20 protein-coding genes are annotated in these 16,954 nt (G+C 60.3%); 14 read left to right on the top strand and 6 right to left on the bottom strand.

From position 1 onward, the window contains the following. Nucleotides 1-25 precede the first annotated feature (25 nt). The 6 genes from NPS46_RS05245 (at nucleotide 26) to NPS46_RS05220 (ending at nucleotide 7,082) form a co-directional block, all read left to right on the top strand. Nucleotides 26-883, top strand: coding sequence for a dTDP-4-dehydrorhamnose reductase family protein (locus tag NPS46_RS05245; RefSeq protein ID WP_274105348.1), 858 nt, complete (start codon nucleotides 26-28; stop codon nucleotides 881-883). Between the two features lie 17 nt (nucleotides 884-900). Beyond that, complete coding sequence (locus NPS46_RS05240) at nucleotides 901-1,911, top strand: polysaccharide biosynthesis protein (RefSeq protein ID WP_274105347.1); 1,011 nt, start codon at nucleotides 901-903, stop codon at nucleotides 1,909-1,911. Then, on the top strand, nucleotides 1,904-3,031 hold the full coding sequence (gene wecB / locus NPS46_RS05235; RefSeq protein ID WP_274105346.1) for a non-hydrolyzing UDP-N-acetylglucosamine 2-epimerase: 1,128 nt from the start codon (nucleotides 1,904-1,906) through the stop codon (nucleotides 3,029-3,031). Before NPS46_RS05240 ends, wecB begins: the two co-directional genes overlap by 8 nt. Before the next feature lie 11 nt (nucleotides 3,032-3,042). Then, nucleotides 3,043-4,005, top strand: coding sequence for a UDP-glucose 4-epimerase family protein (locus NPS46_RS05230; protein WP_274105396.1), 963 nt, complete (start codon nucleotides 3,043-3,045; stop codon nucleotides 4,003-4,005). Continuing rightward, nucleotides 4,002-5,021: an MraY family glycosyltransferase gene (locus NPS46_RS05225; RefSeq protein WP_274105345.1), complete on the top strand. Its 1,020-nt coding sequence runs from the start codon at nucleotides 4,002-4,004 to the stop codon at nucleotides 5,019-5,021. Before NPS46_RS05230 ends, NPS46_RS05225 begins: the two co-directional genes overlap by 4 nt. A gap of 69 nt (nucleotides 5,022-5,090) precedes the next feature. Continuing rightward, nucleotides 5,091-7,082 carry a polysaccharide biosynthesis protein gene (locus tag NPS46_RS05220; protein ID WP_274105344.1) on the top strand — a complete coding sequence of 664 codons (1,992 nt, stop codon included), beginning with the start codon at nucleotides 5,091-5,093 and terminating at the stop codon, nucleotides 7,080-7,082. A gap of 52 nt (nucleotides 7,083-7,134) precedes the next feature. On the opposite strand, the gene NPS46_RS05215 is transcribed toward NPS46_RS05220, so the two are convergent. The 3 genes from NPS46_RS05215 to NPS46_RS05205 form a co-directional block, all read right to left on the bottom strand. Continuing rightward, entirely contained in the window at nucleotides 7,135-8,433 is a 1,299-nt protein-coding gene (locus tag NPS46_RS05215; RefSeq protein ID WP_274105343.1) for an NAD(P)/FAD-dependent oxidoreductase, read from the bottom strand. Nucleotides 8,434-8,496: 63 nt separating this feature from the next. Then, nucleotides 8,497-8,670 (bottom strand): DUF3094 family protein, encoded by a 174-nt coding sequence (locus NPS46_RS05210; protein WP_274105342.1) that lies wholly within the window; start codon nucleotides 8,668-8,670, stop codon nucleotides 8,497-8,499. Between the two features lie 107 nt (nucleotides 8,671-8,777). After that, nucleotides 8,778-9,407, bottom strand: coding sequence for a DUF1780 domain-containing protein (locus NPS46_RS05205; RefSeq protein ID WP_274105341.1), 630 nt, complete (start codon nucleotides 9,405-9,407; stop codon nucleotides 8,778-8,780). Nucleotides 9,408-9,581: 174 nt separating this feature from the next. On the opposite strand from NPS46_RS05205, the gene NPS46_RS05200 reads away from it, so the two are divergent. The 8 genes from NPS46_RS05200 to NPS46_RS05165 all read left to right on the top strand — a co-directional run bounded on the left by NPS46_RS05200 (nucleotide 9,582) and on the right by NPS46_RS05165 (nucleotide 15,194). Further along, nucleotides 9,582-10,409, top strand: a complete 828-nt coding sequence (locus NPS46_RS05200; RefSeq protein WP_274105340.1) for an ABC transporter substrate-binding protein — start codon at nucleotides 9,582-9,584, stop codon at nucleotides 10,407-10,409. Nucleotides 10,410-10,517: 108 nt separating this feature from the next. Then, entirely contained in the window at nucleotides 10,518-11,216 is a 699-nt protein-coding gene (locus tag NPS46_RS05195) for an amino acid ABC transporter permease (protein WP_274105339.1), read from the top strand. Beyond that, complete coding sequence (locus tag NPS46_RS05190; RefSeq protein WP_274105338.1) at nucleotides 11,213-11,929, top strand: amino acid ABC transporter permease; 717 nt, start codon at nucleotides 11,213-11,215, stop codon at nucleotides 11,927-11,929. The genes NPS46_RS05195 and NPS46_RS05190 overlap by 4 nt, the downstream gene beginning before the upstream one ends. Then, a complete protein-coding gene (locus NPS46_RS05185) occupies nucleotides 11,926-12,669 on the top strand; it encodes an amino acid ABC transporter ATP-binding protein (RefSeq protein ID WP_274105337.1) in 744 nt (247 codons plus the stop codon). Before NPS46_RS05190 ends, NPS46_RS05185 begins: the two co-directional genes overlap by 4 nt. A 13-nt stretch (nucleotides 12,670-12,682) precedes the next feature. Next, nucleotides 12,683-13,702, top strand: coding sequence for an isopenicillin N synthase family dioxygenase (locus NPS46_RS05180; protein ID WP_274105336.1), 1,020 nt, complete (start codon nucleotides 12,683-12,685; stop codon nucleotides 13,700-13,702). Between the two features lie 64 nt (nucleotides 13,703-13,766). Beyond that, nucleotides 13,767-14,234, top strand: a complete 468-nt coding sequence (locus NPS46_RS05175; protein WP_274105335.1) for an FAD/FMN-containing dehydrogenase — start codon at nucleotides 13,767-13,769, stop codon at nucleotides 14,232-14,234. Next, nucleotides 14,231-14,917: an energy-coupling factor ABC transporter permease gene (locus NPS46_RS05170; RefSeq protein WP_274105334.1), complete on the top strand. Its 687-nt coding sequence runs from the start codon at nucleotides 14,231-14,233 to the stop codon at nucleotides 14,915-14,917. Before NPS46_RS05175 ends, NPS46_RS05170 begins: the two co-directional genes overlap by 4 nt. 61 nt (nucleotides 14,918-14,978) lie before the next feature. Further along, nucleotides 14,979-15,194, top strand: a complete 216-nt coding sequence (locus tag NPS46_RS05165) for a hypothetical protein (RefSeq protein WP_274105333.1) — start codon at nucleotides 14,979-14,981, stop codon at nucleotides 15,192-15,194. Between the two features lie 54 nt (nucleotides 15,195-15,248). Here the strand turns inward: NPS46_RS05165 and yacG are convergent, their stop codons facing one another. The 3 genes from yacG to NPS46_RS05150 are packed head-to-tail and all read right to left on the bottom strand — an operon-like array spanning nucleotide 15,249 to nucleotide 16,953. Next, complete coding sequence (gene yacG, locus NPS46_RS05160) at nucleotides 15,249-15,452, bottom strand: DNA gyrase inhibitor YacG (protein WP_274105332.1); 204 nt, start codon at nucleotides 15,450-15,452, stop codon at nucleotides 15,249-15,251. Beyond that, nucleotides 15,449-16,072 carry a dephospho-CoA kinase gene (gene coaE, locus NPS46_RS05155; protein ID WP_274105331.1) on the bottom strand — a complete coding sequence of 208 codons (624 nt, stop codon included), beginning with the start codon at nucleotides 16,070-16,072 and terminating at the stop codon, nucleotides 15,449-15,451. Before coaE ends, yacG begins: the two co-directional genes overlap by 4 nt. Further along, nucleotides 16,069-16,953, bottom strand: a complete 885-nt coding sequence (locus NPS46_RS05150; protein WP_274105330.1) for a prepilin peptidase — start codon at nucleotides 16,951-16,953, stop codon at nucleotides 16,069-16,071. Before NPS46_RS05150 ends, coaE begins: the two co-directional genes overlap by 4 nt. Nucleotide 16,954 lies beyond the last annotated feature (1 nt).

The raw sequence follows: 16,954 nt of genomic DNA, 5'->3' as shown, positions 1-16,954 counted from the left end.
TTTTTTTGAAGTATTGAGAGGTACTATGCGGATTCTAGTCTTAGGTGTAACGGGGATGCTGGGTGGTGCTGTCTTCAGGGCTTTTAATGGTGATCCTACGTATAGTGTATGGGGTACTTTACGAAGCTCGGCAGGCCTCAAGTATTTCTCCGATGTAGAGCTAAGCTCGCTGTTACCAGGGGTAGATGTACTTGATCAGGACGCACTTGTTGCTGTTCTATCCAGCGTACGGCCTGATGTAGTAATCAACTGTGTCGGCTTGATCAAACAGTTGTCCGATGCCAAGGATCCCCTTTCGGCACTCCCGATCAATGCCATGCTGCCGCATCGTCTAGCACGATTATGTGATCTGGCTGGAGCACGCCTGATTCATGTCAGTACCGATTGTGTGTTTTCGGGACTCAAAGGCGGTTATGTGGAGGGCGATCAGTCTGACGCCGAAGATCTGTACGGCAAATCCAAGTACATTGGAGAGCTGCACGACTATCCCAACGCGATTACCCTGCGGACTTCGATTATTGGCCATGAGCTGAGTTCCAGCTATGCCTTGGTCGACTGGTTCCTGGCACAGGAAGGGGCTGTACGTGGCTTTTCAAAAGCAATTTTCTCCGGTTTGCCGACGGTTGAGCTGGCTCGCGTCATGAAAGATTTCGTCTTGCCGCACCCAGAGCTCAATGGTCTGTATCATGTTGCCGCAGAACCGATTGCCAAGCTCGATCTGCTAGAGCTGATTGCCAGTCAGTATGAAAAGACAATCGAAATTCGCCCGGACGCTTCACTGGTCATTGATCGATCGCTCAATAGCGAACGATTTACCCTGGCCACGGGTTACAAGGCACCATCCTGGCCACAGCTTATCGAGCTGATGCACGCCACCCGCTAACAAATCGGAAGGTTTACATGTTCGACGACAAGGTATTGATGATCACCGGTGGTACCGGATCTTTCGGCCATACGGTCCTCAAGCGTTTTCTCAATACCGCCGTGCGCGAGATTCGTATCTTCAGCCGCGACGAGAAGAAGCAGGAAGATATGCGTATCGCCCTGGCCAATGACAAGGTCAAGTTCTACATCGGCGATGTTCGCGACTACGACAGCCTGACCCAGGCGATGGTCGGCGTTGACTACATCTTCCATGCCGCCGCCCTCAAACAGGTGCCTTCCTGCGAGTTCTATCCAATGGAAGCGGTGCGCACCAACGTACTGGGCACCGAGAACGTGCTCAATGCCGCCATTGCCTCCGGTGTGCAGCGCGTCGTGGTGTTGAGCACCGACAAGGCGGTCTATCCGATCAATGCCATGGGCATCTCCAAGGCCATGGCGGAGAAGCTGATGGTCGCCAAGTCGCGGATGATTCCGGCCAAGGGCCCGGTGATTTGCGCGACCCGCTATGGCAACGTTATGGCCTCGCGTGGCTCGGTTATCCCGCTATTTGTCGAGCAATTGCGCACCGGTGAGCCGTTGACAGTCACCGATCCCGAGATGACCCGCTTCCTGATGTCCCTGGAAGACTCGGTCGATCTGGTTCTGCATGCATTCGAGCACGGTCAGCAGGGTGATCTGTTTATCCAGAAGGCCCCGGCCTCCACAGTGGGGGACTTGGCTGAGGCGCTCAAGCAATTGTTCGCCAAGACCAATGACGTCAAGGTGATTGGTACTCGCCACGGCGAGAAGCTTTACGAGTCCCTGGTTTCCCGCGAGGAAATGGCCAAGGCCGAGGATATGGGGCGCTACTACCGTATTCCGGCGGATAACCGCGACCTGAACTACAAGAAGTATTTTGTTGAAGGTGAGCAACGGATTTCCGAGCTGGACGACTACACTTCGCACAATACTGCCCGCCTGGATGTTGCCGGGATCAAGGAGCTGCTGCTCAAACTCGATTACATCAAGGAGCAGCTCAATGCTTAAGGTGATGACCCTGGTGGGCACTCGCCCTGAATTGATCAAGATGAGCCGGGTTATCGCCGAGCTTGATCGTCAGGTTGAGCATGTACTGGTGCACTCTGGGCAGAACTACGATTACGAGTTGAACCAGGTGTTCTTCGATGATCTGGAAATTCGCAAGCCTGATCATTTTCTGGGGGCTGCAGGTGATACCGCTGCTCAGACCATCGCTGAGGTCATTGCCAAGTCCGATGAGATTTTCGAGCTGGAAAAGCCCGATGCTTTGCTGCTCTACGGCGATACCAACACCTGTCTGGCGGTCATTGCGGCCAAGCGTCGCAAAATCCCGGTGTTCCATATGGAAGCGGGCAATCGCTGCTTCGATCAGCGGGTGCCGGAAGAGCTGAACCGTAAAGTGCTGGACCACCTCAGCGATATCAATATGGTGCTGACCGAGCATGCTCGCCGTTACCTGATTGCCGAGGGCATTCGTCCCGAGACCATCATCAAGACCGGCTCGCATATGCAGGAAGTCCTCGACTACTACATGCCGAAGATTGAAGCCTCCGATGTATTGGCGCGCAGTGGTCTGGAGCAGGACAAGTTCTTTATTGTCAGTGCCCACCGTGAAGAGAACGTCGACACCCCGGACAATCTGCGTGATTTGCTCGATACTCTGCGAGCGCTGGCGGACCAGTACGGGTTCCCGCTGATCGTCTCGACGCACCCGCGCACGCGCAAGCGCCTGGAGGCCCTGGGCGAGTCGCTGGATCATCCCCTGATTCGCTTCGTCAAACCGTTCGGTCTGCTGGACTATATCAAGCTGCAGATGTCGGCCTTTTGCGTACTGTCCGATAGCGGAACCATCACCGAAGAAGCTTCGCTGCTCAATCTTCCTGCCGTGACACTGCGCAATGCTCACGAGCGGCCGGAAGGTATGGATGAAGGCACCTTGATAATGAGTGGCCTGAAGCGTGGCTCGGTGATGGATGCGGTACGGGTGGTAACTAGCCAGCATTCGCGTGATGAGCGTCGGGTGCCGTTGGTGCCTGATTATCAGGGCGGCCCGGTATCGTTGCAGGTCGTGCGTGTGGTGTTGAGCTACACGGACTACATCAACCGAACGGTGTGGCATAAAGCCTGAGCGCGCTCATGATGCGAATTCTATTGACCGGGGCCAGCGGTTTCGTGGGCTCCGCCGTTCAGGCACGGCTGTTGGATACACCTGGCGTGGCCCTGCGCTCGGCTTATCGGCAAGTGCCCGCACAACCGCCGGTGAATGTGCAGGTATGCCAGGTCGCAACCCTGGCCCCCGACACGGACTGGCAGGCTGCGCTTGCCGAGATCCAGGTGGTGATTCACTGCGCGGCACGGGTCCATGTGATGGATGAAACAGACGCCGATCCATTGGCCGCCTTTCGGCGCGCCAATGTCCAGGGCACTTTGCAGTTGGCCAGGCAGGCCGCGGCGGCCGGCGTCAGGCGCTTCATTTATCTGAGTTCGATCAAGGTCAATGGCGAGGGTACGCAACCTGGCCAAGCCTACGCAGCAGACGATCAACCCGCGCCGCTGGATCCCTACGGTATTTCCAAGCAAGAAGCCGAACAGGGTTTGCTAGCCCTGGCCGAGCAGACGGGTATGGAGGTCGTGATTATTCGCCCGGTCCTGGTGTATGGCCCGGGCGTGCGTGCCAACTTTCTCAGCATGATGAACTGGCTGAGCAAGCGCGTGCCCTTGCCGCTGGGTTCGATCACGAACAAGCGCAGCCTGGTCGGGCTGGATAACCTGGTGGATCTGATCGTCACTTGCATCGATCACCCTGGGGCGGTCAATCAGGTGTTTTTGGTCAGTGATGACGAGGATCTTTCCAGCAGCGAGCTTTTGCGGCGGATGGGGCGCGCATTGAACCGGCCGGCGCGATTGCTGCCCATGCCCATGTGGCTGTTGGGTGTTGCCGCGACGCTACTTGGGCGCCAGTCTATCCACCAGCGCTTGTGTGGATCGTTGCAGGTGGATATCGAAAAAACCAAGAGGCTGCTCGATTGGACGCCGGTAACGGATGTCGATACGCAGTTGAGAAAGACTGCCGAATATTTTCTGGAGCAGCGCAAGCGATGAGTCTGTGGTGGATCTTGCCCGTGGTCGGGCTGTTGTCATTGGCGCTGACCGGGTTGCTGCGCCGTTATGCACTGTCGCGTAGCCTGATGGATATTCCCAATGCCCGTAGCTCCCACAGTGTGCCCACGCCTCGCGGAGGCGGCGTGGCTATTGTGCTGAGTTTTCTGTTGGCTCTGCCGCTGGCGGCCGCGCTGGGCGCAATTGAGTGGTCCAGTGCGTGGGCGCTTCTGGGCGCAGGGGCGTGGGTCGCGCTGATCGGCTTTCTCGATGATCATGGTCATATCGCTGCGCGTTGGCGCTTGCTTGCCCATTTTATCGGCGCGACTTGGGCGTTGGCATGGCTGGGCGGCTTGGCGCCATTGAGCGTTTTCGCAATGACGTTCGACCTTGGTTGGTTTGGTCATGTGTTGGCCGCTTTCTATCTGGTCTGGCTGCTCAATCTCTATAACTTTATGGATGGTATTGACGGTATCGCCAGTGTCGAAGCGATTTCGGTGTGTGTGGGGGCCGCTTTGCTTTACGCAATGCTGGGCAATATCCAGGCAGCGTTGGTGCCACTGATGCTGGGTGTGGCCTGTTGTGGCTTCCTGTACTGGAACTTTCCACCTGCGAAGATCTTTATGGGCGATGCCGGTAGTGGCTTTCTCGGTATCGCGCTGGGTGTCATGTCGCTGCAGGCCGCCTGGACGGCGCCGCATTTGCTCTGGTGCTGGTTGATTCTGCTTGGGGTATTTATTGTCGACGCCACTTGGACCTTGATCCGTCGCCTGTTGCGCGGGGATAAAGTCTATGAGGCCCATCGCAGCCACGGATACCAGTTTGCCTCGCGACAGGCGGGACGGCATTTGCCGGTCACCCTGGCGGTGGCGCTGATCAACCTGGCTTGGCTGCTGCCGATTGCATTGTGGGTTGCGGCGGGCGGCATCGATGGTGTTACCGGGCTGTTGCTCGCTTACCTACCGCTGGTGGGACTGGCGATTAAGTTCAATGCTGGTCAACTGGAAACACCGGCTTGATCGCGTCAGCAACTCAGAACCGGGATAAAGGAGGCGTTGTGAATCGGATGTTGGGTGAAGGGAAACGCTATGTTTCGTGAGCGTTTACTTAAGTTGCGCCGACGCTATAAACGCATTCTACAAGTGCTGGCGGATATTGTGCTGGTCTGGGTGGCGCTTTGGCTGGCTTTTGTCGTGCGCCTGGGAGTTGACCAGCCGATTGATCCGTTCGGTGACTATGCCTGGCTCTTCGCTATTGCTCCGGTGATCGCGATCCCGATCTTTATCAATCTGGGCATGTACCGCGCGGTGATGCGCTACTTCGGTAATGAAGCGTTGGTGAGCATCTTCAAGGCGGTGTCATTGTCCGCCCTTGGGCTGACGGTCTATGTCTATTTGTATCGTCCCGATGTGTTGGTGCCGCGCTCGTTGATCTTCAACTACTGGTGGCTGAGCCTGTTGATGATCGGTGGTCTGCGTCTGTTTATGCGCCAGTATTTTCTCGGCGACTGGTTTATGGCGGGCCAGCATGTACCTTTTTTACGCCAGGACGATAACCTGCCCAAGGTCGCAGTTTATGGCGGCGGAGCTGCCGGCAATCAGTTGGTTGCGGCGCTGCGCATGGGCAAGGTGATGCGCCCGGTGGCTTTTATCGACGACGACGATGGCATTGCCAACCGGGTGATTGCTGGGCTCAAGGTCTACAAGTCCAAGGATATCGACAAGCTGATCGAGGATACGGGGGCGACAGAGGTACTGCTGGCCATTCCGTCGGCTTCAAGGGCTCGGCGTCGCGAGATATTGAATGCACTGGAAGCCTATCCGGTTCATGTCCGCACCATTCCCGGGTTTATGGACTTGGCCAGTGGTCGCGTCAGCGTCAGCGATTTGCAGGAGGTCGACATTATCGACCTGCTGGGGCGCGATCCGGTCCCGGCCCAGCAAGCGCTGTTCGAGCGCTGCATCCGTGGCCAGGTCGTGATGGTCACAGGCGCAGGCGGCTCCATTGGTTCGGAGTTGTGCCGGCAGATCCTGACCAGTCAGCCGGCGGCGCTGGTGTTGTTCGAACACAGTGAGTTCAACCTCTACAGCATCCAGGGCGAACTGGAAAAGCAAATCCAGAAAGATGGGCGTGTGGTGACACTCATTCCTATCCTCGGCTCGGTTCGCAATAGTGAGCGCCTGCTCGATGTGATGCGCACCTGGAGCGTGCAGACGGTCTATCACGCGGCCGCCTACAAGCACGTACCGATTGTCGAACATAACGTCGCCGAGGGTGTACTCAACAATGTGCTCGGTACTTTGCAGACCGCCCAGGCGGCGGTGCAGGCGGGGGTTGAGCATTTTGTACTGATCTCGACCGACAAGGCCGTGCGCCCGACCAATGTGATGGGGTGCACCAAGCGGCTGGCGGAAATGACGCTGCAGGCATTGAGCCGCGAGTCGATGCCGCTGCTGTTTGGGTCGGACTCCCAGGTTGCGCAAGCCAACCGCACGCGTTTTACCATGGTGCGTTTCGGGAATGTGTTGGGCTCTTCGGGGTCGGTGATTCCGCTGTTTCGTGAGCAGATCAAGCGCGGAGGGCCGATTACCGTGACTCACCCGAACATGACCCGTTATTTCATGACCATCCCGGAGGCCGCTCAGTTGGTGATCCAGGCCGGCTCCATGGGGCAGGGCGGGGATGTCTTTGTGCTGGATATGGGCCAGCCGGTGAAAATCGCCGATATGGCGGAGAAGATGATTCAACTGTCCGGTCTTAGCCTGCGCTCGCCAGCCAATCCCAATGGGGATGTGGCGATCGTGTTTACCGGCCTTCGCCCTGGCGAGAAGCTCTATGAAGAGTTGCTTATCGGAGACAATGTCAGCCCTACCGAGCACCCGATGATCATGCGGGCGGACGAAGAGCACCTGCCATGGGAGTCGTTCAAAGGGGTGATTGGCTCGCTGCTGGACGCGGTGGCGCGCGATGACTATGTGCAGGTACGCGAGTTGTTGCGCGAGACGGTCAATGGCTATGTGCCGGAGTGCGAGATCGTCGACCTGATTCACCAGCAGCGCCTGACCCACCCGGGCCGCTGACGTCAAAAGGCCTGCCTGGCCAAGGGGCCAGGCAGGCCTTTTTCTATCTAGCTCAATGCAGCTTCAAGCGTGGCTCGGTGCCCCGGCCGATCCGGCTGCCCAGCATCAGCATCAAGGTGCGGAAGGTGCCGTACAGCGCCATCTGGTGCATGCGGTACAGGGAGATATAGAACATCCGCGCCAGCCAGCCTTCCAGCATCACACTACCCGTCAGATTGCCCATCAGGTTGCCAACGGCTGAGAAGCTCGACAGCGAGATTAGCGAGCCATAGTCCTTGTACTGATAGTCCGGCAGGTTTTTGCCTTCGATCCGCAATTTCAGCGATTTGGCCAGCAACGACGCCTGTTGGTGAGCGGCTTGGGCCCGTGGTGGCACATTGCGGTCGGTGCCGGGCTGCGGGCAGGCCGCGCAATCGCCAAAGGCGAAGATGTTGCCATCCCGGGTGGTTTGCAGGGTCGGGCGTACGACCAGTTGGTTGATCCGGTTGCTTTCCAGGCCGGCCAGATCCTTCAGGAAACCGGGGGCGCGGATACCTGCGGCCCAGACCTTCAGGCTGGCCGGGATCACCTGGCCGTCGGCGGTGATCAGGCTGTCGGCGGTGACCTCGCTGACGGCTGCGTTGGTCAGCACGGTGACGCCGAGTTTCTCCAGGGTCTTGTGCACGGGGCCACCGATACGCTCCGGCAGCGCGGGCAGCACGCGCGGGCCGGCCTCGATCAGCGTGATATGCATGTTTTCCGGTTTGATCCGGTCCAGGCCGTAGGCCGCCAGTTCGTGGGCGGCATTGTGCAGTTCGGCCGCCAGTTCGACGCCAGTGGCGCCCGCGCCGACAATGGCCACGCTGATCTGTTCGGTCACATCGCTTTGCCCGGCATGGGCACGCAGGTAGTGGTTGAGCAGTTGCTGGTGAAAGCGCTCGGCCTGCTTGCGGGTATCGAGGAACAGGCAGTGCTCGGCGGCGCCCGGCGTGCCGAAGTCGTTGGTGGTGCTGCCGACGGCGATCACCAGGCTGTCGTAGCCGAGCTCGCGGGCCGGCACCAGTTCCCGACCCTGTTCGTCGAGTGTCGCGGCCAGGGCGATTTTCTTCTGCTCGCGGTCAAGCCCGTTCATACGGCCCAGCTGGAACTCGAAATGGTTCCATTTGGCCTGGGCAACATAGTTGAGCTCATCTTCCGAAGAGTTCAGCGAGCCGGCGGCGACTTCATGCAGCAGGGGTTTCCAGATATGCGTGAGGTTGGCATCGACCAGCGTGACACTGGCTGTGCCGCGCTTACCCAGGGTCTTGCCCAGGCGGGTCGCCAACTCCAGGCCGCCGGCACCGCCGCCAACGATCAAAATACGATGGGTCATAGGGATATCTCGCAAGGCTTAAGGAATTCTGTGCCTGGGGTAGCCGGGCGAGCGCAAGGCAGCTCATAGCACCAGGTAACTCAGGAGGCGGCTCAGCAGGCCCATGCCAATGACGACCACCAGCACCACTGCCAGGAGCAGCCACGGCCGGAAAGGGCGGCGCTCGACTCGGTTCTGCGCCAGTTGCAGATAGTCTTCGACATGACGCTGGTCATCGGGGTTCAGGCGGCTGCTCATAAAGGCCTCGTCCGGTAGACGTAACGATAAGAGGGAAGGTTACAGGCGGCGTGTGGCTAACGCTATTGTCCGCAAGGATAGTCGGTGGCGGGCAGTGCTGCCGGGTGTCAGAGGCCGATCCCGACATCGAAGACGATGCTGCGGCCCAGATTGCTGCGCAGAAAGTCCGGCGCGTCCGAGTGGGCGAACAGCACGCGCGCAAAGGTCGGCCCCACCAGTGACAGCGAGCGCCAGCCCTGGCGCAGGTACTCGGTGGGTGGCGGGAAGTGGCTGTTCAGATCGAGCACTTCGCGCTTGAGGCTGGCGAAGGCGATGAGATCCAGCTCGCCAAGATCCAGGCCGCGCTCCGTGTAGTTGTGGGCTTTTTTACGCAGGGTCGGGGCCAGGCGCTTGAGCAGTTCGCTTGCCGGAATCCGCTTGGGGCGCGCTTCGCGACGGACCAGTTGGCTCAGGGAAAAGGCACTGCGCCGTCGTTGCAATTCTTCGCGCCATTCATCGTTGAGGCGCCGGCCTTCGTCGAGCACGAAGAACACTTCGAAACTGGCATCGCGAAACAGCACGTCCGGCGGCTCCTGGCCGGCGGGGTGGAAGTCTTCCGTGCGGTGGGCAATGTTCAGGCCTTGCAGCAGGCGCTGGCAGACCCAACGCTCGCGCTCCCATTTGCGCGCATTGGAGAGGAAGGTGTTGGCTTGTTCGGCCTGAATGGTGAGCAGGCGCAAATAATCGGAGTCATCCATGTCCCAAGCTTAGCGCCCTGTCAGGTGCTTCTGACAGGAAAACTTCTTATGTTATATGGTTATAAAAAAACGGTATTTTATCTTGAATTGTATTGTTACGTAGGCTTAATAGCACAAGGCCTGCAGCTGATGGGCCGGCCGGTTTTCCCTTTTCTCTGCCTACGAGATTCGCCCATGAAGATTCGCCTGCTTAGCGCGGCCGTTGCGGCTGCCATTACCCTGGTCAGTTTTGGCGCGGTCGCCGCCGATTTGGCGGCCATCAAACAAAAGGGTGAGATTGTGATCGGCACATTGGGGACCGATGAGCCCAACAGCTTTATCGATCCCAAGACCCGGCAGATCGTCGGTTATGAAATCGATCTGGGCAATGAAATCGCCAAGGACCTGGGCGTCAAGCCGGTCTTCAAGCAGATCTCCGTGGCCGCGCGGATTCCCGAATTGCAGCAGGGGCGTGTGGATATCCTCGCGGCTTCGCTGACCCACAACAAGGAGCGTGAAGCCCTTGTCGATTTCTCCTATTCGATCCTGATCACCGGGCAAAAAGCCCTGGTCAAGAAAAGCAGCGGGATCACCGCGCTCGATCAGTTGGCCGACAAGAAAGTGCTGACCGTCAAGGGCGGCACCCAGGAGCCGAATATCCGCAAGGCCATCCCGAGCGCTCAGGTGGTGACGTTTGAAACGTCCCAGCAAGCGCTGCTGGCCTTGCAGCAAGGCAAGGGCCAGGCGTTTGTCGACGACGAGTCGGCGCTGGTCAATGACTTCGCCAAGATCGGCTCGGCCGCGGCCGGCTACAGCATCCTTCCGGAAAACCTCAGCAACGAAGCCCTGGCCATTGCTCTGCCCAAGGATAGCGGTGAGCTGAAGGTTGCGGTCGACAAGACGCTGACCCGCCTGGAGAGCTCCGGCGAAGCCGAGAAGCTGTACCTCAAGTGGTACGGCCCGGGCACCAAATCGAACCTGCCGGCGCGTCACTTCAAGATCGATTCCGACCAGGTCGAGTAAGGCGCCGCGCTGTGCCCGGCCTGCCGGCCCCTACCGTTTGAAGGGCGATAAACCCCTGACCGAGCGGTGTGGGCTGGCAGTCTTTCCACCCTTGAGCGTCACTGCGCAATGTTCGAGTTTGATTATTCCCTGCTGCTGAGCGGTCAATACCACGACATGCTGCTCAGCGGTCTGCAGCTCTCCCTCAAACTGGCGAGCGTGACCCTGGTGTTTGCCCTGCCCCTGGCCTTGCTGGTGGCGTTGCTGCGTCTTTCGCCATTGCGCCCGTTGCAGTGGCTGGGGTTCGCCTTTGTCGAATCGATCCGCAATGTGCCCCTGCTGGCCCATATGTTGTTCTGGTACTTTGCCGCGCCGGAGCTCTTGCCCCAAGGCCTGCGTGACTGGCTCTATGCCGGCAATATCGAGGCGACCAGCGCGATTGTCGCCCTGACCCTGTACACCGCCGTCTACATGAGCGAAGACATTCGCAGCGGCATTCGCGCCATCCCTACCGTGCAACTGGAAGCGGCCCGCGCCCTGGGCTTCGGCTACCTGGCGAGCATGCGCCTGATTATCCTGCCCCAGGCCTTGCGAGTGACGATTGCGCCGCTGATTTCCCAGACCCTCAATCTGTGGAAAAACACCAGTATCGCCACCGTGATCGGCGTCGCCGAGCTGATGTACCAGGCTGGCCAGGTCGAGAGCGCGACCTTTCGCAGCGCCGAATCCTTTGCCTTTGCCACGGCGGCTTACCTGAGCGTCTCGCTGCTGATTACCGGCGCCGCAGCCTGGTACCAGCATCGTTATCCACAGGTGCGCACGCGATGACGACATGGGAATTGATCGACACCTATTGGCTGTACTTCCTGGTGGGCCAGTACCCCAACGGGCCCCTGGGCGGGCTGGCGCTGACCCTGGTGCTGGCGTCTCTTGGGCTGATCCTGGCCATGCCCCTGGGCGTGCTGCTGGGGCTGGCGCGCGTGAGCCCCTGGCGCTGGTTGCGCTGGCCGGTGACTGGGCTCGTCTTTGGTATTCGCGGTATTCCGTTGTTGATGGTGGTGTTCTGGGCCTATTTCTTTCTGCCCAGCGTCACCGGGCACAAGACCGACCAGTTCACCACCATGCTGATGGCCCTGGTGCTGTTCGATGCGGTGTACCTGGCGGAGATTGTCCGAGCCGGGATCCAAGGGGTCGACCGAGGCCAGGTCGAGGCCTCCCGCTCCCTCGGGTTCAGCTACCTGCGAACTATGCGCTGGGTGATCCTGCCCCAGGCGCTGCGAACCATGTTGCCGTCGCTGGTCAACCAGTTCGTCTCGACGGTCAAGGAAACGTCCCTGGGCTACATCATCGGCCTGGCGGAAATCTCCTTTATCGCTTCGCAGATCAACAGCCAGGTATTCACCATGCCGACTCAGGTCTATCTGATCCTCGGCCTGACCTACTTCCTGCTGTGCTTCGGCCTGTCGCGCTTCGCCTTCTGGCTGGAGCGCCGCCAGGCACGGCGGGTGTCCATTACCGATAACAGCCGGGTTGCCCCATGATTCGCCTTGAGAACGTCAACAAGTGGTATGGCACCTACCACGCCCTGGTCGATGTCAATGAACAGATCGCCAAGGGTGAAGTGGTGGTGGTCTGCGGGCCTTCCGGGTCCGGCAAGTCGACGCTGATCCGCACGCTGAACCGTCTGGAGCCGATCCAGTCGGGCACGATCACCATCGAGGGCCAGGACATCCATGCCAAGGACCTAGACCTCAACCACTTCCGCTCGAAGATCGGTTTTGTCTTCCAGCAATTCAATCTGTTTCCCCATCTCAACGTCCTGGATAACTGCACGTTGGCGCCGATCCGCCTGCGGGGCCTGAGCCCGGCCAAGGCGAAGGAACAGGCCATGGCGTTGCTGGAGCGCGTGGGCCTGGCGCACAAGGCCACGGCGTTTGCGCAGAACCTGTCCGGTGGCCAGCAGCAGCGCGTGGCGATTGCCCGGGCGCTGGCGATGGAGCCCCCCTTGATGCTGTTCGATGAGCCGACCAGTGCCCTGGACCCGGAGATGGTCGGCGAAGTGCTGCTGGTAATGCGTGATCTGGCGCGCGACGGCATGACCATGCTGGTGGTGACTCACGAGATGGGTTTTGCCCGTGATGTGGCCGACCGCGTGTTGTTCATGGACCAGGGCCAGGTGCTGGAGCGGGCCACGCCCGAAGCGTTCTTCGGCAACCCGCAGCATCCGCGTACGCAAAAATTCCTCGCCGATATCCGAACCCCGTTTTCACCGCCTGTTTAAGAGGCCACGTGCTATGACTGCAGCGAATGCTGGATTGCCGATTATTGATGTCTCCGCCCTGGCCAGCTCTGGTCCTGACCTTGGGCACGGGCGCGCCGAGGTGGCGGCGCAGATCAATCGTGCCTGCCGGGAGCAGGGCTTTTTCTATGTGGTCGGGCATGGCGTCGAGCCGGCACTGGTGCAACGGCTGGAGCAACTCAGCCAGCAATTCTTTGCCCTCGATGAAGCCACCAAGCTGCAATGGCGCATGGAGCTGGGTGGGCGGGCCTGGCGTGGCTATTTCCCCCTCGGTGGCGAGCTAACATCGAGCCGTCCGGACTGGAAGGAAGGCCTCTACCTGGGCACTGAACTGGCGGATGATGCGCCGGCAGTGCTGGCGCGCACGCCGATCCACGGGCGCAATCTGTTCCCTGCGGTCGCGGGGCTGCGTGAGGCGATCCTGGACTATATGGCCGCGGTGACCGCGCTGGGCCATCGCCTGATGGCCGGTATCGCCCTGAGCCTGGGCCTGGACGAGCAGTACTTCGCCGAACGCTACACCGCCGATCCGCTGATCCTGTTCCGGATCTTCAACTACCCCTCGCAACCGGTGCCCGAGGGGCTGGATGTGCAGTGGGGCGTGGGTGAGCACACCGATTATGGCTTGTTGACCCTGTTGCATCAGGATCACATCGGCGGCCTGCAGGTCCGTACGCCCCAGGGCTGGATCGAGGCGCCGCCGGTGGCCGGGGCCTTTGTCTGCAACATCGGCGATATGCTCGACCGGATGACAGGCGGGCTGTATCGCTCTACGCCGCACCGGGTGGTGCGCAACACCTCGGGGCAGGATCGACTGTCCTTCCCACTGTTTTTCGACCCGAACTTCCAGGCCCGCGTCCGGCCGATCGAGGGTTTGCCGGTGGTCGAGCAGCAGGATGACAGTGCCGCGCGCTGGGACCAGGCCAACGTACACGCGTTCCATGGTGAATACGGCGACTACCTGTTGAACAAGGTGTCCAAGGTCTTTCCACACTTACGCCGCGAGGTGCTCTAAGCCGGCGAGCGAGCGGTGTAGACTGGTGGGCCTGTGAACAATCCGGTCAATCGAGGAGCATCGCGTGAAGTTCTGGTCGCTGGTCATACTGAGTTTGATGCCCTTGTGGGCCCAGGCGCTGGAAACGGGTGAGCGCCTGGCGCCCTGGACCCTGCTCGATCAATACGACCAGGCCCTGAGCCTCGACGATCAGGTCGAGATCCTGCTGGTAGCGCGTGGCATGGACGCCGCCAAGCTGCTCGACAGGGCGCTGCTGGAGCGCCCCGAGGGGTATCTGCAGGCACGTCATGCAGTGTTTGTCGCCGATATCCAGCGCATGCCCCGGGTAATCGCCAGCCTGTTTGCGGTACCGGCGATGCGCGCCTACAGCTATCGCGTCATGCTCGATCGTGACGGACGCGTTGCCAGTCGTTATCCGGGCGCCGAAGACAAGGTGCTCTGGCTGCAACTGCGCGCGGGGCGACTGGTCGAGCAGCGTGAGTATGCCAGTGCCAAGGCGCTACGCGAGGCGCTGGAGCAGGCGCAGCCATGATCGGCGCCGAGTTGCTGTCGGACACCAGCCTGGTGCTGGGCTGGCTGCTGTATCTGCCCGTACTGCTCTGGGCGGCCTGGCGCGCGCCTTGGGTCGAGCTGTTTGCCGATAGCCATCGCCAGCATGTGCTGTGCGGTACGGTCTTGGTGCTGTTTCTGCTCTGGCTGGTGCGCCGCGATTTCGATACCGGTGTGTCCTATCACTTTATCGGCATGACAGCGGTCACTCTGTTGCTCGATTGGCCGCTGGCGATTGTCGGCGGGCTCGTCGCCCAATTGGGGCTGGTCCTGCTCGGCCGCCAGGACCTGGCCGCGATGGGGGTCAATGGCAGCCTGTTGATCCTGCTGCCGGTGCTGGTGACCGAGGTGTGTGCCCATTGGGTGGAGCGTGCGCAGCCGCGCAATCCGTTTGTCTATATCTTCTGCTCGGGTTTTTTTGCCGCGGCGCTGGCGGCCTTGCTGTGCCTACTGGCGACCCTGGGCCTGCTGTGGCTGGATGAGCGTTTTGCGATGCCGGAATGGCTGGAGGATTTTGCCGGCTATCTGTGGCTGATCATTTTCCCCGAGGCGTTTATCAACGGGATGCTGGTCAGCGCCTTGGTGGTGTTTTGCCCGCATTGGCTGGAAACCTTCAACCGTACGCGTTACCTGTCGGCGCCGTGGAAGGACGACGAGCCGCGTTGATCCATATCAAATGCTCGTTGCTGGCACGCAGCCATGCTCTGGAAAAAACGGGAGCAGGGTTATGAGTGTCTACGAATGGGCGCGGCAGGAAGTGCGTGCGAGTGTCGATGCGGCGCAGGCGGCGGGCTTCGAGCCGGGCCTGGGGTTACGTGCGCTGCTCAGTGCGGTGGTCCAGCAGAGCAAGGGGTTGCGCAGTGTCGAGGACCTGGCGGACGAGTTGCAGTTTCTCGCCGAGAACCTCGACGATGAACAGGATTACGGCTTTATGCGGCCCTGATCAATACCCGTAGACGCGCGCTCGCGCCTACGGGTTCAAGGCCAATCCTTCGAATCAGTGCGCGCGCGGCGGCAACTCTTCGGAGAACAGGTCGTCTTCGGCATCCGGGCTGACCGGGATCTTGTGTTCTTCCGCGGCCCAGGCACCCAGGTCGATCAGTTTGCAGCGGTCCGAGCAGAACGGGCGGGTGCTGTTCTCGCTCTTCCATTCAACGGGGGCGCCACAGGTCGGGCATTCAACGGTCAGGGTCTGGCTCATGATTGGCCTCCACGCAAAGTAAGATAAAAGTGATGCAGGCGTTCGACTTCGCTGTGTAGCCAGCTCAGGTCACGGTCGTTGACCACCACGTCCTGGGCATGGCGCAGGCGTTCTTCGCGGCTGGCCTGGGCCTTGAGAATGGCCTGGACCTGCGCCTCGCTCGTCTGGTCGCGTAGCAGTGTGCGCTGGACCTGCAATGGTTCGGGCGCGTCGATCACCAGGATCCGTTGGGTCAGGCGCGATTGCCCGGACTCAACCAATAAAGGCGATACCAAAATGGCGTAGGGCGAACGGGCCTGGGCCAGGTTGTTGACGATCTCTTCGCCAATCAGCGGGTGCAGCAGGGCTTCCAGCCAGCGACGTTGCTCGGGGTGCTCGAAAATCAGGGCGCGCAAGGCACTGCGGTCAAGTTGGCCATCGGCCTGGATCACGCCAGGCCCGAAGTGCTCGGCAATTTTGGCCAATGCCGGACGGCCAGGCTCGACCACCCAGCGGGCAGCGTGGTCGGCGTCCACCAGGTGCACGCCCAGGTCGATAAAGTGCTGCGCCGCAGCGCTCTTGCCACTGCCGATCCCGCCCGTCAGGCCAAGGATCCAGGGTTTGAAATCAGGGGTATTCATCGAAAACCGGCAAACTGCAAATAGGAGTCGGTTATTTGACCACCCCAGAGCAAGGCAATCCAGCCGGCCAGCGCCAGATAGGGGCCGAAAGGGATGGGGGTCGAGGTGCTGGCGTCGCGCAGGCGCAACAGAATCAGCCCCAGCACGGCGCCGACCAAGGATGACAGCAAGATCGTCAGTGGCAGAATCTGCCAGCCGCCCCAGGCACCGAGCAGGGCCAGCAACTTGAAGTCGCCATGGCCCATGCCGTCCTTGCCGGTGACCAGTTTGAACAGCCAGAACACCGACCACAGGCTCAAATAGCCGGCCACAGCGCCCCACAGCGCGTCGCTCAGGGAGGTGAACAGCCCGAAGCTGTTGACGATCAGGCCTAGCCAGAGCAACGGTAGCACCAGCACGTCGGGTAGCAGTTGGTGTTCCGCGTCGATCAGGCTCATGGCCAGGAGGCCCCAGCTCAGCAGCAGCATGGCTGCCAGCGGCCAGCCAAGACCGAAGTGCCAAGCCAGGAAGCCCGACAACGCGGCGCAGAGCACTTCGGTGACCGGGTAGCGCGCACTGATGGGGGCCTTGCAACTGGAACATTTGCCCCGCAATAGCAGATAGCTGAGCAGCGGCAGGTTTTCCCAGGGGCGGATTTCATGGGCGCAATGGGGGCACTGGGAGTTGGGCAGCAGCAGGTTGTAGGTGGGCGAAGCCGTCAGCGAGGCCGGTTCGGCGGCAAGCCCGAGGACTTCGCGAGCCTGTTCGCGCCAGTCGCGCTCGAGCATCTTGGGCAGACGCCAGACCACGACATTGAGAAAACTACCGACAATCAGGCCGAGCAGCGCAACGGATAAAACAAAGGCCAGCGCATGGCTGGCCAGAAAGTCGATCAGGGTCATG

This window comes from Pseudomonas putida (genome assembly GCF_028682395.1).
Lineage (GTDB): Bacteria > Pseudomonadota > Gammaproteobacteria > Pseudomonadales > Pseudomonadaceae > Aquipseudomonas > Aquipseudomonas putida_AB.
This window is presented reverse-complemented; position numbering and strand designations above follow the sequence as displayed.

Excerpts from the sequence above, each read along its gene's own strand:
- coaE (WP_274105331.1), bottom strand. The coding sequence starts at position 16,072 with ATGAATACCCCTGATTTCAAACCCTGGATCCTTGGCCTGACGGGCGGG.
- NPS46_RS05230 (WP_274105396.1), top strand. The coding sequence starts at position 3,043 with ATGCGAATTCTATTGACCGGGGCCAGCGGTTTCGTGGGCTCCGCCGTT.
- NPS46_RS05165 (WP_274105333.1), top strand. The coding sequence starts at position 14,979 with ATGAGTGTCTACGAATGGGCGCGGCAGGAAGTGCGTGCGAGTGTCGAT.
- NPS46_RS05190 (WP_274105338.1), top strand. The coding sequence starts at position 11,213 with ATGACGACATGGGAATTGATCGACACCTATTGGCTGTACTTCCTGGTG.
- yacG (WP_274105332.1), bottom strand. The coding sequence starts at position 15,452 with ATGAGCCAGACCCTGACCGTTGAATGCCCGACCTGTGGCGCCCCCGTT.
- NPS46_RS05180 (WP_274105336.1), top strand. The coding sequence starts at position 12,683 with ATGACTGCAGCGAATGCTGGATTGCCGATTATTGATGTCTCCGCCCTG.
- NPS46_RS05205 (WP_274105341.1), bottom strand. The coding sequence starts at position 9,407 with ATGGATGACTCCGATTATTTGCGCCTGCTCACCATTCAGGCCGAACAA.
- NPS46_RS05170 (WP_274105334.1), top strand. The coding sequence starts at position 14,231 with ATGATCGGCGCCGAGTTGCTGTCGGACACCAGCCTGGTGCTGGGCTGG.
- NPS46_RS05215 (WP_274105343.1), bottom strand. The coding sequence starts at position 8,433 with ATGACCCATCGTATTTTGATCGTTGGCGGCGGTGCCGGCGGCCTGGAG.
- NPS46_RS05195 (WP_274105339.1), top strand. The coding sequence starts at position 10,518 with ATGTTCGAGTTTGATTATTCCCTGCTGCTGAGCGGTCAATACCACGAC.
- NPS46_RS05220 (WP_274105344.1), top strand. The coding sequence starts at position 5,091 with ATGTTTCGTGAGCGTTTACTTAAGTTGCGCCGACGCTATAAACGCATT.
- NPS46_RS05240 (WP_274105347.1), top strand. The coding sequence starts at position 901 with ATGTTCGACGACAAGGTATTGATGATCACCGGTGGTACCGGATCTTTC.
- wecB (WP_274105346.1), top strand. The coding sequence starts at position 1,904 with ATGCTTAAGGTGATGACCCTGGTGGGCACTCGCCCTGAATTGATCAAG.
- NPS46_RS05200 (WP_274105340.1), top strand. The coding sequence starts at position 9,582 with ATGAAGATTCGCCTGCTTAGCGCGGCCGTTGCGGCTGCCATTACCCTG.
- NPS46_RS05225 (WP_274105345.1), top strand. The coding sequence starts at position 4,002 with ATGAGTCTGTGGTGGATCTTGCCCGTGGTCGGGCTGTTGTCATTGGCG.
- NPS46_RS05185 (WP_274105337.1), top strand. The coding sequence starts at position 11,926 with ATGATTCGCCTTGAGAACGTCAACAAGTGGTATGGCACCTACCACGCC.
- NPS46_RS05150 (WP_274105330.1), bottom strand. The coding sequence starts at position 16,953 with ATGACCCTGATCGACTTTCTGGCCAGCCATGCGCTGGCCTTTGTTTTA.
- NPS46_RS05245 (WP_274105348.1), top strand. The coding sequence starts at position 26 with ATGCGGATTCTAGTCTTAGGTGTAACGGGGATGCTGGGTGGTGCTGTC.
- NPS46_RS05210 (WP_274105342.1), bottom strand. The coding sequence starts at position 8,670 with ATGAGCAGCCGCCTGAACCCCGATGACCAGCGTCATGTCGAAGACTAT.